The 14,985-nt window shown below is 69.3% G+C and carries 13 protein-coding genes; 10 read left to right on the top strand and 3 right to left on the bottom strand.

The window, feature by feature from the left end; all coding sequences use genetic code 11:
- Positions 1–35: 35 nt before the first annotated feature.
- Together modA and NM961_RS04720 are read right to left on the bottom strand one after the other, a co-directional pair.
- Positions 36–809 (bottom strand): molybdate ABC transporter substrate-binding protein, encoded by a 774-nt coding sequence (gene modA, locus NM961_RS04725; RefSeq protein ID WP_255911933.1) that lies wholly within the window; start codon positions 807–809, stop codon positions 36–38.
- Positions 810–920: 111 nt separating this feature from the next.
- Entirely contained in the window at positions 921–1,682 is a 762-nt protein-coding gene (locus NM961_RS04720) for an AraC family transcriptional regulator (protein WP_255911931.1), read from the bottom strand.
- Between the two features lie 319 nt (positions 1,683–2,001).
- Between NM961_RS04720 and NM961_RS04715 the strand changes: the two genes are divergently transcribed.
- From NM961_RS04715 to NM961_RS04680, 8 genes are all read left to right on the top strand, one after another.
- Positions 2,002–4,266, top strand: a complete 2,265-nt coding sequence (locus tag NM961_RS04715) for a M9 family metallopeptidase (protein WP_255911929.1) — start codon at positions 2,002–2,004, stop codon at positions 4,264–4,266.
- A gap of 377 nt (positions 4,267–4,643) precedes the next feature.
- Complete coding sequence (locus NM961_RS04710) at positions 4,644–5,579, top strand: proline racemase family protein (protein WP_255911927.1); 936 nt, start codon at positions 4,644–4,646, stop codon at positions 5,577–5,579.
- Positions 5,576–6,700 (top strand): NAD(P)/FAD-dependent oxidoreductase, encoded by a 1,125-nt coding sequence (locus NM961_RS04705; protein WP_255911925.1) that lies wholly within the window; start codon positions 5,576–5,578, stop codon positions 6,698–6,700. The genes NM961_RS04710 and NM961_RS04705 overlap by 4 nt, the downstream gene beginning before the upstream one ends.
- Complete coding sequence (locus NM961_RS04700) at positions 6,690–6,935, top strand: 2Fe-2S iron-sulfur cluster-binding protein (RefSeq protein ID WP_255911923.1); 246 nt, start codon at positions 6,690–6,692, stop codon at positions 6,933–6,935. The genes NM961_RS04705 and NM961_RS04700 overlap by 11 nt, the downstream gene beginning before the upstream one ends.
- Complete coding sequence (locus NM961_RS04695; protein ID WP_255912202.1) at positions 6,928–8,211, top strand: NAD(P)/FAD-dependent oxidoreductase; 1,284 nt, start codon at positions 6,928–6,930, stop codon at positions 8,209–8,211. Before NM961_RS04700 ends, NM961_RS04695 begins: the two co-directional genes overlap by 8 nt.
- Positions 8,208–9,107 carry a dihydrodipicolinate synthase family protein gene (locus NM961_RS04690; protein ID WP_255911921.1) on the top strand — a complete coding sequence of 300 codons (900 nt, stop codon included), beginning with the start codon at positions 8,208–8,210 and terminating at the stop codon, positions 9,105–9,107. The genes NM961_RS04695 and NM961_RS04690 overlap by 4 nt, the downstream gene beginning before the upstream one ends.
- A gap of 382 nt (positions 9,108–9,489) precedes the next feature.
- On the top strand, positions 9,490–11,070 hold the full coding sequence (locus tag NM961_RS04685; RefSeq protein WP_255911919.1) for an aldehyde dehydrogenase (NADP(+)): 1,581 nt from the start codon (positions 9,490–9,492) through the stop codon (positions 11,068–11,070).
- 11 nt (positions 11,071–11,081) lie between these two features.
- Positions 11,082–11,267 carry a hypothetical protein gene (locus NM961_RS04680; protein WP_255911917.1) on the top strand — a complete coding sequence of 62 codons (186 nt, stop codon included), beginning with the start codon at positions 11,082–11,084 and terminating at the stop codon, positions 11,265–11,267.
- Between the two features lie 293 nt (positions 11,268–11,560).
- Here the strand turns inward: NM961_RS04680 and NM961_RS04675 are convergent, their stop codons facing one another.
- Positions 11,561–11,968, bottom strand: a complete 408-nt coding sequence (locus tag NM961_RS04675) for a hypothetical protein (RefSeq protein ID WP_255911915.1) — start codon at positions 11,966–11,968, stop codon at positions 11,561–11,563.
- A gap of 95 nt (positions 11,969–12,063) precedes the next feature.
- Between NM961_RS04675 and NM961_RS24110 the strand changes: the two genes are divergently transcribed.
- Positions 12,064–12,747: an MGMT family protein gene (locus NM961_RS24110; RefSeq protein ID WP_343231903.1), complete on the top strand. Its 684-nt coding sequence runs from the start codon at positions 12,064–12,066 to the stop codon at positions 12,745–12,747.
- A 452-nt stretch (positions 12,748–13,199) separates the two neighbouring features.
- The gene (locus NM961_RS04665; protein ID WP_255911913.1) at positions 13,200–14,984 is read left to right on the top strand and encodes a DUF1800 domain-containing protein; all 1,785 of its coding nucleotides are present in this window, start codon (positions 13,200–13,202) and stop codon (positions 14,982–14,984) included.
- The last annotated feature ends 1 nt before the right edge of the window (position 14,985 follow it).

Genomic DNA, 14,985 nt, shown 5'->3' with positions numbered 1-14,985 from the left:
GCCGCCGGCAGCGGCCTTGAGTGCTCCGTGCGGCATTACGGCGTGGTTCCCGCGACGCTGAATCCCCAGCGGCGGAGCACTGCCTGCGCCGCCGGTCCGCGCAGGAACTGCAACAGTTGCTTGGTGGCGGCGCTGTCGCGGCCGCGCAGGGCGGCGATGGGATAGGCGATGGCCTCGTGGCTGCCGGCCGGGAAGGTGTCTATCACGCGCACGGCGGGTTCGGACACGGCATCGGAGCGATACACCGCCGCCAGCGGCACTTCCGCGCGCGCGGCCAGGGCCAGGGCGGCGCGCACGTTCTCGGTGGCGATGTAGCGACTTTCCAGCTGCGGCCACAGGCCCAGCTTCTCGAACGCGGCCTTGGCGTACTTGCCCGCGGGCACGCTGCCCGGTTCGGCCAGGGCGATGCGCCCCTCGCCCAGCGCGGCGGCAATATCGGCGCCGGGGGCGAGCTTGAATGCGAGCCGCGCATCGCGCGGCGCAACCAGCACCAGTTCGTTGCCGGCGAGGACGAAGCGCGTGTCCGCCTGCACCTGCCCGCGCTGCTGCAGCCAGTCCATCCATTCCAGGTCGGCCGAGATGAAGATATCGGCCGGCGCACCGGCGTCGATCTGCCGCGCCAGGGCGGAACTGGCGGCGTAGCTGGTCTTGAGCGCGGCGATGGCTCTGGCCTCGGGCAGCGCGGCGATTTCCTCCAGCGCGGGTTTCAGGCTGGCGGCAGCGAATACCAGCAGTTCCGCCGCGCGCGCCGGCAGGGCCGGCAGCAGCGCGAGACACAACAGCAGCAAGGCAAGCAGGCGTGCGGGCACGGGCGGATCCGGAGCAGGGGCGCTGCGCCGCAGTTTAGCCCGGCCGCCAGAGCCCGGCGAACCGCTGTGTGAAGGTGCGTGAGATCGCGTGAGCGGGGTGAGGCTGCGCGCCTATTCCTCGGCGTCCGGCCGCATCAGCTGGCGGTACTGGCGCGGGGCGAAGCCGGTGACCTGGCGGAACTGGCGCGACAGCGCACTCTGGTCGGAAAAGCCCGCGTGCTGGGCGATCTCGGCGATGGGCAGCGCGGTCGCCGCGAGCAGGCGCGCGGCGTGGTCTATGCGCGCCTTGATCAGGTACTGGCCGGCGGAGAGGTGGAAGATCTTCTTCATGCGCCGCTCGAACTGCGCCTGCGACAGGCCGGCGCGGCGCGCGAGGTCTTCCATGCGCAGCGGCTGGTCGTAGTTCTCCAGCATGTAGTCGACCGTGTCGGCGAAGCCCGAATCGATCAGGCCGGCGCGGCTGGGTTCGATGAGGTCCTTGGAGATGCAGGCCAGGCCGATCACGCGGCCCTGGCCGTCGTACAGCGGCTCCTTGGTGGTGAGGCACCAGCCGGCGCTGCCGTCGCGATACACAGTGAGATCGAGGTTGTCGACGATGGGCTTGCCGGTGTTGAACAGGCGCTCGTCCTGGCGCGCGTAGCGTTCGGCCATCGGCCGCGGGAACAGGTCGTAGGCGGTCTTGCCGATCGCATCCTGCTTACGCTTGAGGCCGCAGCGCACCACCGCGGCTTCGCTCATGGAGACGTAGCGGCCCTGCTTGTCCTTCACCGAGAACACGATGTCGGGCAGGCGGTCGAACAGCGTTTCCACGTACCACGGCGAGGCAACGCGGGCCATGAATGCTTCGCGCCAACGTGCAAGTTCATTGTTCATGTGTTCCCCCTGGCCGGCTGCGCTGCCGCAATCGGCGATAAATATGACCTAACGGCGCGAACCGCGCGGTTTGTGCGGATTGTTTCGTGCCTGTGCGGGTAAACGGCTAGACCATGGTCGTAGCCGAAACCTACATTTTGACCTGCGAAAGGTCAGGTGGAGGCGGACACGTTGCAGCGTGTCCGCCTCCGGAACACCGGGCCCGATGCAGTTGTATCCACACGAGACGATGTTCGGGGAGAAACCAATGTATTCGTTTGACCGGCTTTTGCAAGCCGGCGCAGGCCTGGCCGCGTGCCTGGCTATCGCCGCTTTGCCCATGAGCGCCTCGGCGCGTCCGCAGGATCCACGGCCCGGCCCGGCCACCGCCACTGTCCAGACCGGCAAAGCGGCGCATATCCAGACCACTCCCATCGAGTGGGACCGGCGCGCACCGCTGCCCTCCAGCCGTGACCACTTGTATCAATCCTACGACCAGCCGGTACAGGCCCGCCGCGGCGGTACCTGCGATATCGCCGGCATAGCGGCGGCCAGCGGTGCGGCGCTGGTTTCCGCGATCCGCGCGGCAGACGAGTCCTGCTACTACTCCGGCGGCCTGTTCGACGTGACCGGCACCACGGCGGGACAGATCTTCGCCGAGGCCAAGATGGTGACCATCGCCAACGCCATCCAGGCGGATGCGGCCACCTATCCGGGCAACAACAGCAACAGCATGTACGAGCTGATCATGTTCCTGCGCGCGGGTTATTACGTGCAGTACTATGACGAAGCCTCGGTCGGCAGCTACGGCGCTGCGCTGCGCAACGCGATCCAGCCGGCGCTCAACGCCTTCGTCGCCAACAGCCACTTCCAGGACGTCAACGACAGCCACGGCGAGATCCTGTCGGAATTCGTCATCCTGATCGACAGCTCCGGCGAGAACGCGAGCCAGCTCAACACGGTGCGCGGCATCCTCGACCGCTATGGTCCGAGCTGGGCCAGCTACTGGTACATGAAGTCGGCCACCAACAACGTCTTCACGGTGCTGTTCCGCGGCCACTATCTGAATGATTTCCGCACCCTGGTGCAGGGCAGCGGCAGCGGCGTACTCGACACGCTGGTGAACTTCATCAACAACAACCGCGCTGCGGACGTGGGTTCCAACCGCGAATACATGCTGCAGAACGCTGCCGGCGAACTGGGCCGCTTCACCCAGTACACGGCCAGCGCGTTCCACAACCAGGTGCACCCCAAGGTCAAGGGCATCCTCGACCAGTTCACCCTGGGCGGCGCGGGCGGCGGCATCTTCGTGCGCATCGCCAGCGTGGTCGACTACTACGACAACGCCCACTGCAGCTACTACGGCCTGTGCAACTTCGCCCAGGACCTGGAAGCCCAGATCCTGCCCGCGGCCAATGCGCGCGACTGCAGCCCGACCCTGCGCGTGCGCAGCCAGGCGCTGACCTCGACCCAGCTCGACACCGTGTGCAGCATCGTCGGCGCCGAGGAAGGCTATTTCCACACCCAGGCCCAGACCGGCAACACGCCGGTGCCCAACGACAACAACACCCGCCTGGAAATGGTGATCTTCCATTCCAGCACCGACTATGAAACCTATTCCGGCATCATCTTCGGCAACGACACCAACAACGGTGGCATCTACCTCGAAGGCGATCCGTCCAACCCGTCCAACCAGGCCCGCTTCCTGGCCTACGAGGCCGAGTGGCTGCGTCCCACCTTCGACGTGTGGAACCTGACTCACGAGTACATCCACTATCTGGACGGCCGCTTCAACTGGTACGGCGGCTTCGGCGCCCTGCCCATGGACGCACCCTATTCGGCGATCTGGTACATCGAGGGCTTCGCCGAATACATGTCCTACTCCTACCGCAACCTGCGCTACGACACGGCGGTGAGCGAAGCGGCCAACCCGGACAAGTTCACCCTGGCCCAGCTGTTCGACACCGAGTACAGCACGGACTATGCGCGCACCTACCAGTGGGGCTATCTGGCCACGCGCTTCATGTTCGAGCGCCACCGCGACAAGATCACCAGCCTGTACGCGATCTCCCGTCCGGGCAACTACTCGCCGGGCTACGCCAACTGGGTGGATCCGATCCGCACCAGCTACAACGCCGAGTTCCGCGCCTGGCTGGTCTGCTTCAAGGCCAACAACGGCGACACCAGCAGCTGCAACGGCAGCGCGCCGGATGCGATCTTCGCCGACGACTTCGATGGCGAGGGCGGCGGCACCGGCGGCGAGTTCCCGGAATGCACGCTCAGCGACGTGCGCCAGCTCGACAACGGCTGCAAGCGCAGCGGCCTGTCCGTGGCCCAGTCCAACAACCGCTACTACCTGATCGTGTACATGCCGGCCGGCCAGAACACCCTGACCCTGCGCATGAAGGGCGGCACTGGCGACGCGGACATGTACTTCCGCGCCGGCGACTGGCCGAACGACACGACCTACGACATCGCTTCGGAGCAGCCCGGCAACGTGGAAACCATTACGGTGAATTCGCCGGCGTCCGGCTGGAACTTCATCATGCTCAAGCCCAAGACCGCATCGTTCGACGGCGTGGAGGTTTCCGCCGAGTGGCAATGAAGGGTTGACACACTGCGCCCGTCCGCAGTGCTCACTTGAACCGCGGCGCGGATGCGCCGCGGTTTTTTTTTGCCCCGGAGCCGGGGCCAGGGATTGGAGATTCGGGATCGGGGATCAGGAAAACAGGGGCTGGAGCGGCATACCGATCCATGAGGCAAGTTCTTGACGAACCTGAACAAGCGGCCGGACAACTGGCGCTGCTGCGAATCCCAGTCCCGAATCCCCAGTCTCCAACCCCACCCCTACGTATACTTTGGTCGAAGCTGCGTGCGCGTATTGCAAATTGTGCGATTCGTCCCGTGGCCGCAGGGCTAGCAGCCAATCCGCCTGGGGCAGGCTTGGTTAGCATTTCGTGACTGTCCTGATCCTTCCCGCGCATGAGCCAGATCCGCGTCATTGATTCGCATACCGGCGGTGAGCCGACCCGCGTCGTCGTTGCCGGCGGCCCCGATCTGACCGGGCTGGACCCGGCCGCAGCGCGCAGCCTGCTGGCGCAGGAACACGACGCCTGGCGCCGCGCCATCGCCTGCGAGCCACGCGGTTCGGATGTACTGGTAGGCGCTTATCTGCTTGCGCCCACGCGCAGTGACTGTGTAGCCGGCGTGGTGTTTTTCAACAACGTGGGCTACCTCGGCATGTGCGGCCACGGCCTGCTCGGCGTGGTGGAGACACTGCGCCACATGGGGCGTATACAAGCGGGCAAATTCCAGTTCGAGACGCCGGTCGGCGTGGTTGCGGCGGAACTCGGCGAGGACGGCCGCACCACCATCGCCAACGTGCCCAGCTACCGCCACGCCAAGGCAGTGGCGCTGGACGTGCCGGGCCACGGCCGCGTGCACGGCGATATCGCCTGGGGCGGCAACTGGTTCTTCCTGGTCGATGACCACGGCCTGGCCATAGAACGCAGCAATATCGACGCGCTGATGCGTTGCTCCGGCGCGATCCGCCAGGCGCTGGAACGCGGCGGCGTACGCGGCCGCGACGGTGCGGAGATCGACCATGTGGAACTGGTCGCCGCCGGCACCGACGGCGCGGATTCGCGCAATTTCGTGCTCTGCCCGGGCCTGGCCTACGACCGCTCGCCCTGCGGCACCGGCACCAGCGCCAAGCTGGCCTGCCTGGCCGCCGACGGCAAGCTCGCACCGGAGACGGTGTGGCGCCAGCAGAGCGTGATCGGCAGCGAATTCCAGGCGCGCTACCGCCGCATCGACGAGGACAGCATCCTGCCGCTGATCAGCGGCCGCGCCCATGTCGTGGCCGAGGCCACGCTGGTATTCGATCCGGCCGATCCGTTCGCCTGGGGTTTTGCGTGAACTTCGACGCTATCGTCATCGGCGGCGGCATCGTCGGCTGCGCTATTGCCGACCGGCTGGCGCGGGAGCGCCGCGCGGTCTGCCTGCTGGAGCGCGACGTGCTCGGCGGCGCGGCGACCGCGGCCTCGATGGGGCATCTGGTGGTGCTGGACGACGATCCGGCCGAACTGGCCCTGTCGGCCTATTCCTGCGCCCGCTGGCGCGAACTTGCGCCGCAGCTGCCGGCGGCGGCGGAATACCGCGCCACCGGCACCTTGTGGATCGCGCGCGATGCGGCGGAAATGGCCGAGGCCGCGCACAAGCAGCGCCGCCTGGCCGCCGCCGGCATCGCCAGTGAACTCGTGGATGAAGCGCAATTGAAACTTTGTGAACCCGCGCTGGCGCCCGGCCTGGCCGGCGGCCTGCGCGTGCCGGCCGATGCGGTGGTGTATCCGCCGGTCGCCGCCGCCTTCCTCGCCCGCCGCGCCGCCGCGGCCGGCGCCGATGTGCGCGCCGGCGTGAATGTGCGCACCCTGGTCGACGGCGGGGTGATACTGGCCGACGGCAGCGAGCTGCGCGCGCCGCGCGTCATCGTCGCCAACGGCTGCGCTGCGCCGGAGCTGCTGTGCAGCGTGCCGGTGCGCAAGCGCAAGGGCCATCTGCTGATTACCACGCGGCTGGCGCCGACGGTGAATCATCAGCTGGTCGAGCTGGGCTATATCCAGAGCGCCCACGGCGGCGATGGCGAATCGGTAGCCTTCAATGTGCAGCCGCGGCCTTCGGGCCAGCTGCTGCTGGGGTCTACGCGCCAGTTCGACGATCTTTCCTGCGAAGTCACACCGCGCCTGCTGGCGCGCCTGGTCGAGCGCGCGCAGGCCTTCCTGCCCGGCCTGGGCAGCCTGACCGCGCTGCGCGCCTGGACCGGCTTCCGCCCGACCACGCCCGACCACCGCCCGCTGATCGGCCCTTGGCCGGCGCGTCCCGGCGTGTGGCTGGCCTGCGGCCACGAAGGCCTGGGCGTGACCACGGCGCTGGGCACGGCCGACCTGCTCGCCGCCCAGCTGTTCGACCAGCCGCTGCCGTTCGACGCCGCGCCCTACGCTCCGGCGCGCTTTGCCGCACAGGTAAGCCATGCCGCCTGAACTGTGTGTGCGGGTGGATGGAGTGGAAATTCAGGTGCCGGCGGAGTGTTCCGTCGCGGCGGCGCTGCGCAGCGCCGGCTTCAGCAGCACCCGCCACAGCCTGGACGGCACGCCGCGCGCGGCCTGCTGCGGCATGGGCGTGTGCTTTGAGTGCCGCGTGCGCATCGATGGCGTGGAGCGCCTGGGCTGCCTGGTACGGGTGCGCGAAGGCATGGAGATAAGCCGTGATGCGTGAACTGCGCACCGAGATCCTGGTCGTCGGCGCCGGCCCCGCCGGCATCGCTGCGGCGGTCAGCGCCGAGCGCGCCGGCGCGCGCGCCCTGCTGGTGGACATGCAGGCGGAGCCGGGCGGACAGATCTGGCGTGGACAATGGAACAAAGCGACGGATCCTGCCGCGCGCCAGTGGTTGGGTGCGCTGCGCGCCAGCCCGGTGGAAACGCGCTACGGCCTGCGCCTGATCGATCTGCCGGCGCCCGGCCTGGCCGTGTTCGACGGCGACAGCGGTCCGCTGCGCGTGCGCTGCGAACGCCTGGTGATCGCCGGCGGCGCGCGCGAACGCCTGCTGCCGTTCCCCGGCTGGACCTTGCCCGGCGTGTTCGGCGCCGGCGGTCTGCAGGTGCTGGCCAAGAACGGCTGGCCGGTGGCCGGCCAGCGCATCGTCATCGCGGGCAGCGGCCCGCTGCTGCTGGCCGCCGCGGCCACGCTGCGCGGCCTGGGCGCGAAAATCGTGCGCATCGCCGAACAGACCGGCTGGCGCGATCTCGCCGGCTTCGGCGCCGGCCTGCTGCGCCATCCGCGCAAGCTGGCACAGGCCGCTGGACTGGCGCGCCGCCTGGCCGGCGTGCGCTACCGCGGCAATACCTGGGTGGCGCATGCCGACGGCGACGACCGCGTGCGCAGCGTCACCCTGGCCAGCGGTTCGCACCGCGAGCAGATCCACTGCGACGCGCTCGCCGTCGGCTTCGGCCTGCTGCCCAACACCGACATCGCGCGCGCGCTGGGCTGCGAGCTGCGCGACGGCGCGGTCTGGGTCGACGGTCACCAGCACACCTCGGTCGCCGGCGTCTACTGCGCCGGCGAAGGCACCGGCATAGGCGGCGTGGACCAGGCGCTGGCGCAGGGCGAGATCGCCGGCTGCGCCGCGGCCGGCCGGGCCGAGCTGGCGGGGGCGGCGCTGGCGCGGCGGCGCCAGAGCGACCGCTTCGCCGCGAACCTGCGCCGCCATTTCGTGCTGCGCGACGAATTGCGCCGCCTGGCCGAGCCCGACACCGTGCTCTGCCGCTGCGAAAACGTGCGTTACGGCGCGGCTGCGACCTGCACCGGCACGCGCGAGGCCCGGCTGCAGCTGCGTCTGGGCATGGGCCATTGCCAGGGGCGCATCTGCGGCGCCGCCACCGAGTTCCTGTTCGGCTGGAATGCGGCCACCCCGCGTCCGCCGCTGGCACCGGCCAGCCTGGCCTGCTTCACCGCAACAAGCAGTTCTGAAAACCCACCACAGGATCCGACATGAGCACCATCTGGCAAGGCGTGCTGCCCGCCATCACCACTCCGTTCGACGACGCGCTGCAGATCGACCACGCCTTCGTCGCCCGCCACGTGCGCTGGCTGATCGACAACGGCTGCCGCGGCATCATTCCCTGCGGTTCGCTGGGCGAGGGCGCCACCCTGACCTTCGACGAGAAGGTGGCCCTTATCAAGACCTGCGTCGCCGCGACCGAAGGCAAGGTGCCGGTGATCCCGGGCATCGCCGCGCTGTCCACCGACGAGGCCGTGCGCCTGGCCAAGGCGTCCAAGGAAGCCGGCTGCGGCGGCCTGATGGTGCTGCCGCCGTACGTGTATTCGAGCGACTGGCGCGAGATGAAGGCGCATGTCGTGGCGGTGATCGCCGCCACCGATCTGCCCTGCATGCTGTACAACAACCCGCCGGCCTACAAGACCGATTTCAGCGCGGCCCAGGTGGCCGAGCTGGCCGCGGAATTCCCCAACCTGCAGGCGGTGAAGGAATCCAGCGGCGATTCGCGCCGCGTCACCGCGCTGGTCGCCCTGCTGGGCGAGCGCGTGCGCGTGGGCGTGGGCCTCGACGATATGGTCTGCGAAGGCGTGGCCGCCGGCGCGGAGTTCTGGGTGGCCGGCACGGTCAATGCGCTGCCCAAGGAATCCGTCGCCCAGTTCGAGCTGGCCAAGGCCGGCCGCTGGGACGAGGCGCGCGCGCTGTATCGCTGGCACCTGCCGCTGCTGCGCCTGGATACCGTGGTCAAGTTCGTGCAGCTGATCAAGCTGATCCAGCAGGAAGCGGGCTGGGGCCACGAGCGCGTGCGTCCGCCGCGTCTGGAAGTGGTCGGCGCCGAGCGCGAGGAAGCGCTGGCGATCATCCGCAAGGCGCTGGCCGAGCGTCCCGCGCTCTGAACCGGCCGGCGGCGCGGCATGTACGGCCTGCCGGCAGGAATTGCCGTGCCGCCCGGGCTGTACCGGCCCGCGTTTCTGCCGCCGCCGCGGGCGCGGCTGCGGCGTGGACGCTGGCTGGGATGAAGCGCCGGCCTGCCCCGGCCGCCATTGCGGCGGCCTGCGTAAATTGCACGGCGCCGCGGCGGAAGCTGCGGCGCCGTTGCTGTATTCGTGGTGCGCAAAGCGATGCCGCCGGCGCGCGGCAGGGATTGCCTGTTGCGGCCGCGGCGGCACAGTGCCGCGGCCGTGTCGCGGCGGCGGATCTACACTACTGCTCCTGCGCCATGCCCGCCGCGGTCCCCGCGTGGACCGCGGCTGTTTCTCCTGATCCGGAATTACAGAAATGACAAATTACCTTCTGCGCGGCGTTTCCCTGGTCGGCGGCGCCTACGGCGAAACCGGCGGCGCCAGCTTCCACGGCGTGAACCCCGCCAGCGGCGAGACCCTGGCCCCGGCCTACCACAGCGCCAGCGCGGCGGAGGTCGAGCGCGCCGTGCAGCTGGCCGCGGCCGCAGCGCCGGACTTGGCCCGCCGCAGCGGCACTGAGCGTGCCGCGCTGCTGCGTGCCATCGCCGAAGAACTGGAAGCCGCGCGCAGCGATCTGGAAGCGCTGGTGCCGCTGGAAACCGCATTGCCCGCCGCGCGTGCCGCGGGCGAGCTGGGCCGCACCGTGGGCCAGCTGCGCCTGTTCGCCGGCCTGGTGGAAGAGGGCAGCTGGGTCGATGCGCGCATCGACAGCGCCGATCCGCAGCGCCAGCCGCTGCCGCGGCCGGATATCCGCTCGCTGCGCCGCGCCCTGGGGCCGGTGGTGGTATTCGGCGCGAGCAATTTTCCGCTCGCGTTCTCGGTCGCCGGCGGCGACACGGCCAGTGCGCTGGCGGCCGGCTGCCCGGTTATCGTCAAGGCGCATCCGGCCCATCCGGCCACCGGCGAGCGCGCCGCGGCGGCCATCGCCGCGGCGGTCGCGCGCTGCGGCTTTCCGCCGGGCACGTTCTCGCTGCTGTTCGATGCGGGCCTGGAGGTGGGCAAGGCGCTGGTGCAGCACCCGGCGGTGCGCGCCGTCGCATTTACCGGCTCCACCGCCGGCGGCCGCGCGCTGATGGACCTGGCCGCGGCGCGGCCGCAGCCGATTCCGGTATTCGCCGAGATGGGCAGCATCAATCCCGTCTTCGTGATGCCTGCGGCGCTGGCCGCGCGCGGCGCCGCCATCGCCGAACAGCTGCATGCCTCCGTGCTGCAGGGCGTGGGCCAGTTCTGCACCAGCCCGGGCCTGCTGGTGGTTCCCGCCGGTGCCGACGGCGATGCGCTGCGCGACGCGCTGCGCACGCGCTTCACGGCTTCTTCCGCCGCGCCCATGCTGACCGCCGGCATTGCCGGCCGGCATGCCCAGGGCGCGCAGGAGCTGGGTCATATCGACGGCGTCACGGCGCTGGTCGCGCCGGCGCAGGTGCGCGGTTGTGCACAACCGAACTTGTTCGAGGTTTCCGCCGCGCGCTTCCTGGCCGAACCGGCGCTGCAGGAAGAAGTGTTCGGTCCCACCAGCCTGATCGTGCGCAGCGACAGCGCCGCGCAGACCCTGGCTGTCGCCGCCAGCCTGCAGGGCCAGCTCACCGCGACCCTGCTTGCCGATGCGGCTGATGAGGCCGCAGCCGCGCCGCTGCTGGAGCTGCTGGCCGATGTGGCCGGCCGCGTGCTGATGAACGGCGTGCCTACCGGCGTGGAAGTCTGCGCGGCCATGGTGCACGGCGGGCCGTATCCGGCCAGTTCGGATGCGCGCAGCACCTCGGTGGGCACCGCGGCGATCGAACGCTTCGCGCGCCGCGTGTGCTACCAGAACGTGCCCGATGCCTTGCTGCCGCCGGCGCTGCAGCAGGACAATCCGCTGGGCATCGCGCGCCTGGTCAACGGCGTGGTCAAGCGCTAGGACGAAAGAGCATGCCGGACGAGGACAAGACCAGGGCACTGGTCGAACTCCTCGCCGGCATGAGCAGCGAAGACATCATCGTTGCGGTGAGCCAGGTGTTCGAGCAACGTGCCGAGTTGTTCCGCGACAGCAGCGGCGCGGTGCAATCCCTCACCAAGTACATCGTCGCCGACGTGGGCTTGTTCGGCGCCGGATGACGTCATCGTCGAACTGGCCGGCTTCAATGCGCAACGGCAGCGGCGCATTGGCTTCTACGAGCAGGGCCGCTGTCCGCGTTGCCGCAGCCTGGTGTGCAGCGAGGTAAAGCTGCCGCCATGCCCGGTGTGCGAAACACCGGTCGCGTGCACCCAGGGACGGCGTCCAGAGGCTCTGCGGCGTTGGCGCGTATACGCTTTGCGCGCATCGCGGCAAAAAAGATCGACGCCACCCGCCGCGCCGTCGCCGCGGGTGGCGTGCAGTGCTGCAAGCCGGGCGCCGTTGCGCGCGGATCTCAGAATGCGTCGCCGCCCGCCGAAATCGCCTGTTCCATGCGGTCGCCCAGCGGGCCCATCTCGGCGATCAGCAGATCGATTTCCTCGACCACCAGGTTCTCGTACGGGCGGTTCTCGCACAGCTGCAGATACGGCGAGCCGTCCAGATCGCTGACGGCGAGATAACCCACGCGCTGTTCCCAGTTGAAGCGCAGGCAGCGCTTGGCATCCATGCCGGTGAGCGGGCCTATCGGCGTGGAGATGCGCAGGAATTTGCGGCCGTCCTCGTGATCCAGCTCGGACAGATAGATGCCCTGGTGGCGGCTGCCGCCGGACAGCAGCATGTCGAAGCTGATCAGATACGGGTCGTTGATGCGCAGCTGGTGCTTGGCGCTGATATGCGAGCGGATTTGCTCGAAGCTGTGCATGAATGAACTCTCCAGGTAGGGAATGGCCCGTATGCTACCGTGCCGGCGCCGGGCTGAGGCGGGGCAGTGGGGTTGGACGGATGGCGAAACAAGGCTTGACAAACGAGGATGCGGAAGAGGCCGCACCGCCTGCGGGCGAGGAAGCGGCGCAACGCATCTGGGACACGATACGGCGCATTCCGCCAGGCCAGGTCAGCAGTTATGGCGAAATCGCCGGCCGCGCCGGGCTGCCGGGCCGGGCGCGCCTGGTCGGCAAGGTGCTGGGCCAGGTGCCCGAAGGCCTGGAAGTGCCCTGGTTCCGCGTGCTGCGCTCCGATGGTCGTATTGCATTTCCGCCGCAGTCCGCGTCCTACCGCGAGCAGCGCGCGCGCCTGATCGGCGAAGGCGTGCGCGTGGAAGGCGGCCGGGTGCGGCTGGACGATTTCGGCTGGGGCCGCAATCTGGACCGCGAGCTGTGGGCGCCGCCGCCGGCACCGCGCGCGGCGCGACGAGGCAAAGCTGGCGCAGGCGCCGGAACTGCGCCGGCGAAGCGGACGAAGACGGCGGCGCGGCCGGCGGCCGCAGCCGGTGCAACGGCGCGGACCAGGCCGGTTGCTGCGGACGCCGCGGTGGCGCCGCGCAAGCGGGAGGCAGACCAGACGCGCAAGCCGAAGGCAGGCAAGCTTCCGCTGCAGAAGTCTGCGAATGGCAAGCCCGCGGCGCGAAAGCCGGCGGCAGGCAAGCCCGCTGCGCGAAAACCGGCGCCGGACAGACGAGCCGCGACGCGGCGCAAATCCTGAGCCCTCAGACGTTTTCCCGCGCGCCGGCGGTCGCCGGCGCCGGGCGGGCGCAGACCGGCATCGTTGCATCGCGGTCGCCGGCCGCATCGGTCCGGCGACCGCCGGTTGCCGAACCGCACGCCGTCGTTGCGCTATCCGTCCGGCGTACCCGTGTGCGCCAGTACGCCGCGCCGTCGTCCGGCTACCGGCCTGCGCCGCGCTCCTGCACTGGACCGCGCCGCCGCTGAGGCATCCGGCCGCGCCGTCCGTCCGCCGCGCCGCGCATAACGCGCCCGCCGTCACGACGCCGCTTCCGCACCAGTCCGAGCCTTGCGCCCACGCTGCCCGGGTGACGCATTTCGCGGTTTGCCGCGCCCGTTGGCGGATCTGTGAACGGCGCCGCGTTTTGCCGCGTTCGGTTGCCCCGGCGCGCGGCGTTGCAGCCTGGTGCGCAACACAACGGGAGAACGGATATGAATACAGGGAAGGCAAGCCGCGGCCGCGCGCGCTGGCGCACCGCTGCCGCCGGCCTGCTGCTGCTGGCGGCGACGACGGCCGGTGCGCAGCTCAGCCATCGGCCCGACGCCATGCTGCGCAGCGGCTTTGAATCCGCCGCCAGCGGCCCGCATACGGACCAGGAAGCCGCGCGCTTCCTCAACCAGGCCACGTTCGGCGCGACCCTGGACGACATTCAGCACCTGCGCCAGATCGGCTACGACGCCTGGTTCGCCGAACAGTTCGCCGCGGCGCCGTCCTACCAGGCACCGTATCTGGACTGGGTTTCGACGCGGCCCCCGGGCCAGAACGGCGTCTACCAGCCGCAGCGGCTGGAAGCCTGGCTTATCAATGCGGTCGGCCTGTACGACCCCAGCAATCCGCCGCTGGTGCATCGCGACCAGCTGCGCCAGCGCGTGGCCTTCGCCCTGTCGGAGATCTTCGTCGTCTCCGACCAGAACGCCGGCCTGCAGCTGCAAGCGTGGTCGCTGGCCAGCTGGCACGACATGCTCGCGCGCAACGCTTTCGGCAATTACCGCCAGCTGCTGCAGGACGTGACCCTGCATCCGGCCATGGGCGTGTACCTGTCCATGATCGGCAACCGCAAGCCGGACGCGGCGCTGAACATACGTCCCGACGAGAATTTCGCGCGTGAAATCCTGCAGCTGTTTTCAATCGGCCTGAAGCAGCTCGACCCCGGCGGCGTGCCGATACTGGTCAACGGCCAGCCGGTGCCGACCTACAACCAGAACACCGTGCGCGGCTTCGCCCATGTGTTCACCGGCTGGAACTACAACAACTGCTCCAGCGCCGAATATCCGGACTGCGTGGGCGAATACCACGATCCGGCCTCGGCCTCGGTGCGCGAGGCCATGCTGCCGTTCGAGGCCTACCACGACAACAGCAGCACCAAGCAACTGCTGGTCTACGATCAGGTCCAGCTGCCCGGGGGGCTGCTCGCTCCGGGCACGGCCCAGGCCGAGCTGGCCGCGGCGCTGGACAATATCGCCGGCCATCCCAACGTCGCGCCGTTCATCGCGCGCCAGCTGATCCAGCGCCTGGTCACCAGCAATCCCAGCCCGGCCTACGTGGCCCGCGTCGCGGCGAAGTTCGTCGACAACGGCACCGGCGTGCGCGGCGACCTGGGCGCGGTGGTGAAGGCGATACTGCTGGATACCGAGGCGCGCAACGGCCACTGGGGCGCCAACGCAGACCGCTACGGCAAGCTGCGCGAGCCGCTGCTCAAGCTGGTACAGCTGTGGCGCATCACCGCGCCGCGCTCGGCCAACGGCCGCATCAACCTGCTGATCGATCCGTCGGAATGGTACGGCCAGGCGCCGCTGCGCTCGCCCAGCGTGTTCAATTTCTTCCGCCCCAGCTACCAGCCGCCGGGCGAGGTCCGCGACCTGGGCCTGGTCGCGCCGGAATTCCAGATCGCCACCGATACCATGCTGGTGGCAACGCCCAATGATCTGGACTGGCGCATTTTCTACTTTTACGTCGGCAGCAGTTACAGCTATGCGCAGGATCCGGACCAGCTGCTGATGGACTACGGCGCGACCTTGAATCCGCTCGCCGCCCAGCCCGGCCAGCTGATCGACCGGCTCAACCTGCTGCTGATGTCCGGCCAGATGTCGCCGTTCATGCGCGACGTCCTGCTGACCCGGCTCAACGCCCTGCCCAACGACAACGGCGGCCGCGACCGGGTGCAGCATGCGCTGTACCTGGTGCTGAACTCGCCCGAATATGCGATACAGAAGTGAG

It is taken from the genome of Tahibacter harae (genome assembly GCF_024437735.1).
GTDB lineage: Bacteria > Pseudomonadota > Gammaproteobacteria > Xanthomonadales > Rhodanobacteraceae > Tahibacter > Tahibacter harae.
Note: the sequence above shows the minus strand (reverse complement) of the source record. Positions and strands in the feature narration are given on the sequence as shown.

Bases quoted from the DNA above. Each gene is read 5' to 3' on its own strand.
- NM961_RS04720 (WP_255911931.1), bottom strand. From the start codon at position 1,682: ATGAACAATGAACTTGCACGTTGGCGCGAAGCATTCATGGCCCGCGTT.
- NM961_RS04715 (WP_255911929.1), top strand. From the start codon at position 2,002: ATGAGCGCCTCGGCGCGTCCGCAGGATCCACGGCCCGGCCCGGCCACC.
- NM961_RS04710 (WP_255911927.1), top strand. From the start codon at position 4,644: ATGAGCCAGATCCGCGTCATTGATTCGCATACCGGCGGTGAGCCGACC.
- NM961_RS04700 (WP_255911923.1), top strand. From the start codon at position 6,690: ATGCCGCCTGAACTGTGTGTGCGGGTGGATGGAGTGGAAATTCAGGTG.
- NM961_RS04695 (WP_255912202.1), top strand. From the start codon at position 6,928: ATGCGTGAACTGCGCACCGAGATCCTGGTCGTCGGCGCCGGCCCCGCC.
- NM961_RS04690 (WP_255911921.1), top strand. From the start codon at position 8,208: ATGAGCACCATCTGGCAAGGCGTGCTGCCCGCCATCACCACTCCGTTC.
- NM961_RS04685 (WP_255911919.1), top strand. From the start codon at position 9,490: ATGACAAATTACCTTCTGCGCGGCGTTTCCCTGGTCGGCGGCGCCTAC.
- NM961_RS04680 (WP_255911917.1), top strand. From the start codon at position 11,082: ATGCCGGACGAGGACAAGACCAGGGCACTGGTCGAACTCCTCGCCGGC.
- NM961_RS04675 (WP_255911915.1), bottom strand. From the start codon at position 11,968: ATGCACAGCTTCGAGCAAATCCGCTCGCATATCAGCGCCAAGCACCAG.
- NM961_RS04665 (WP_255911913.1), top strand. From the start codon at position 13,200: ATGAATACAGGGAAGGCAAGCCGCGGCCGCGCGCGCTGGCGCACCGCT.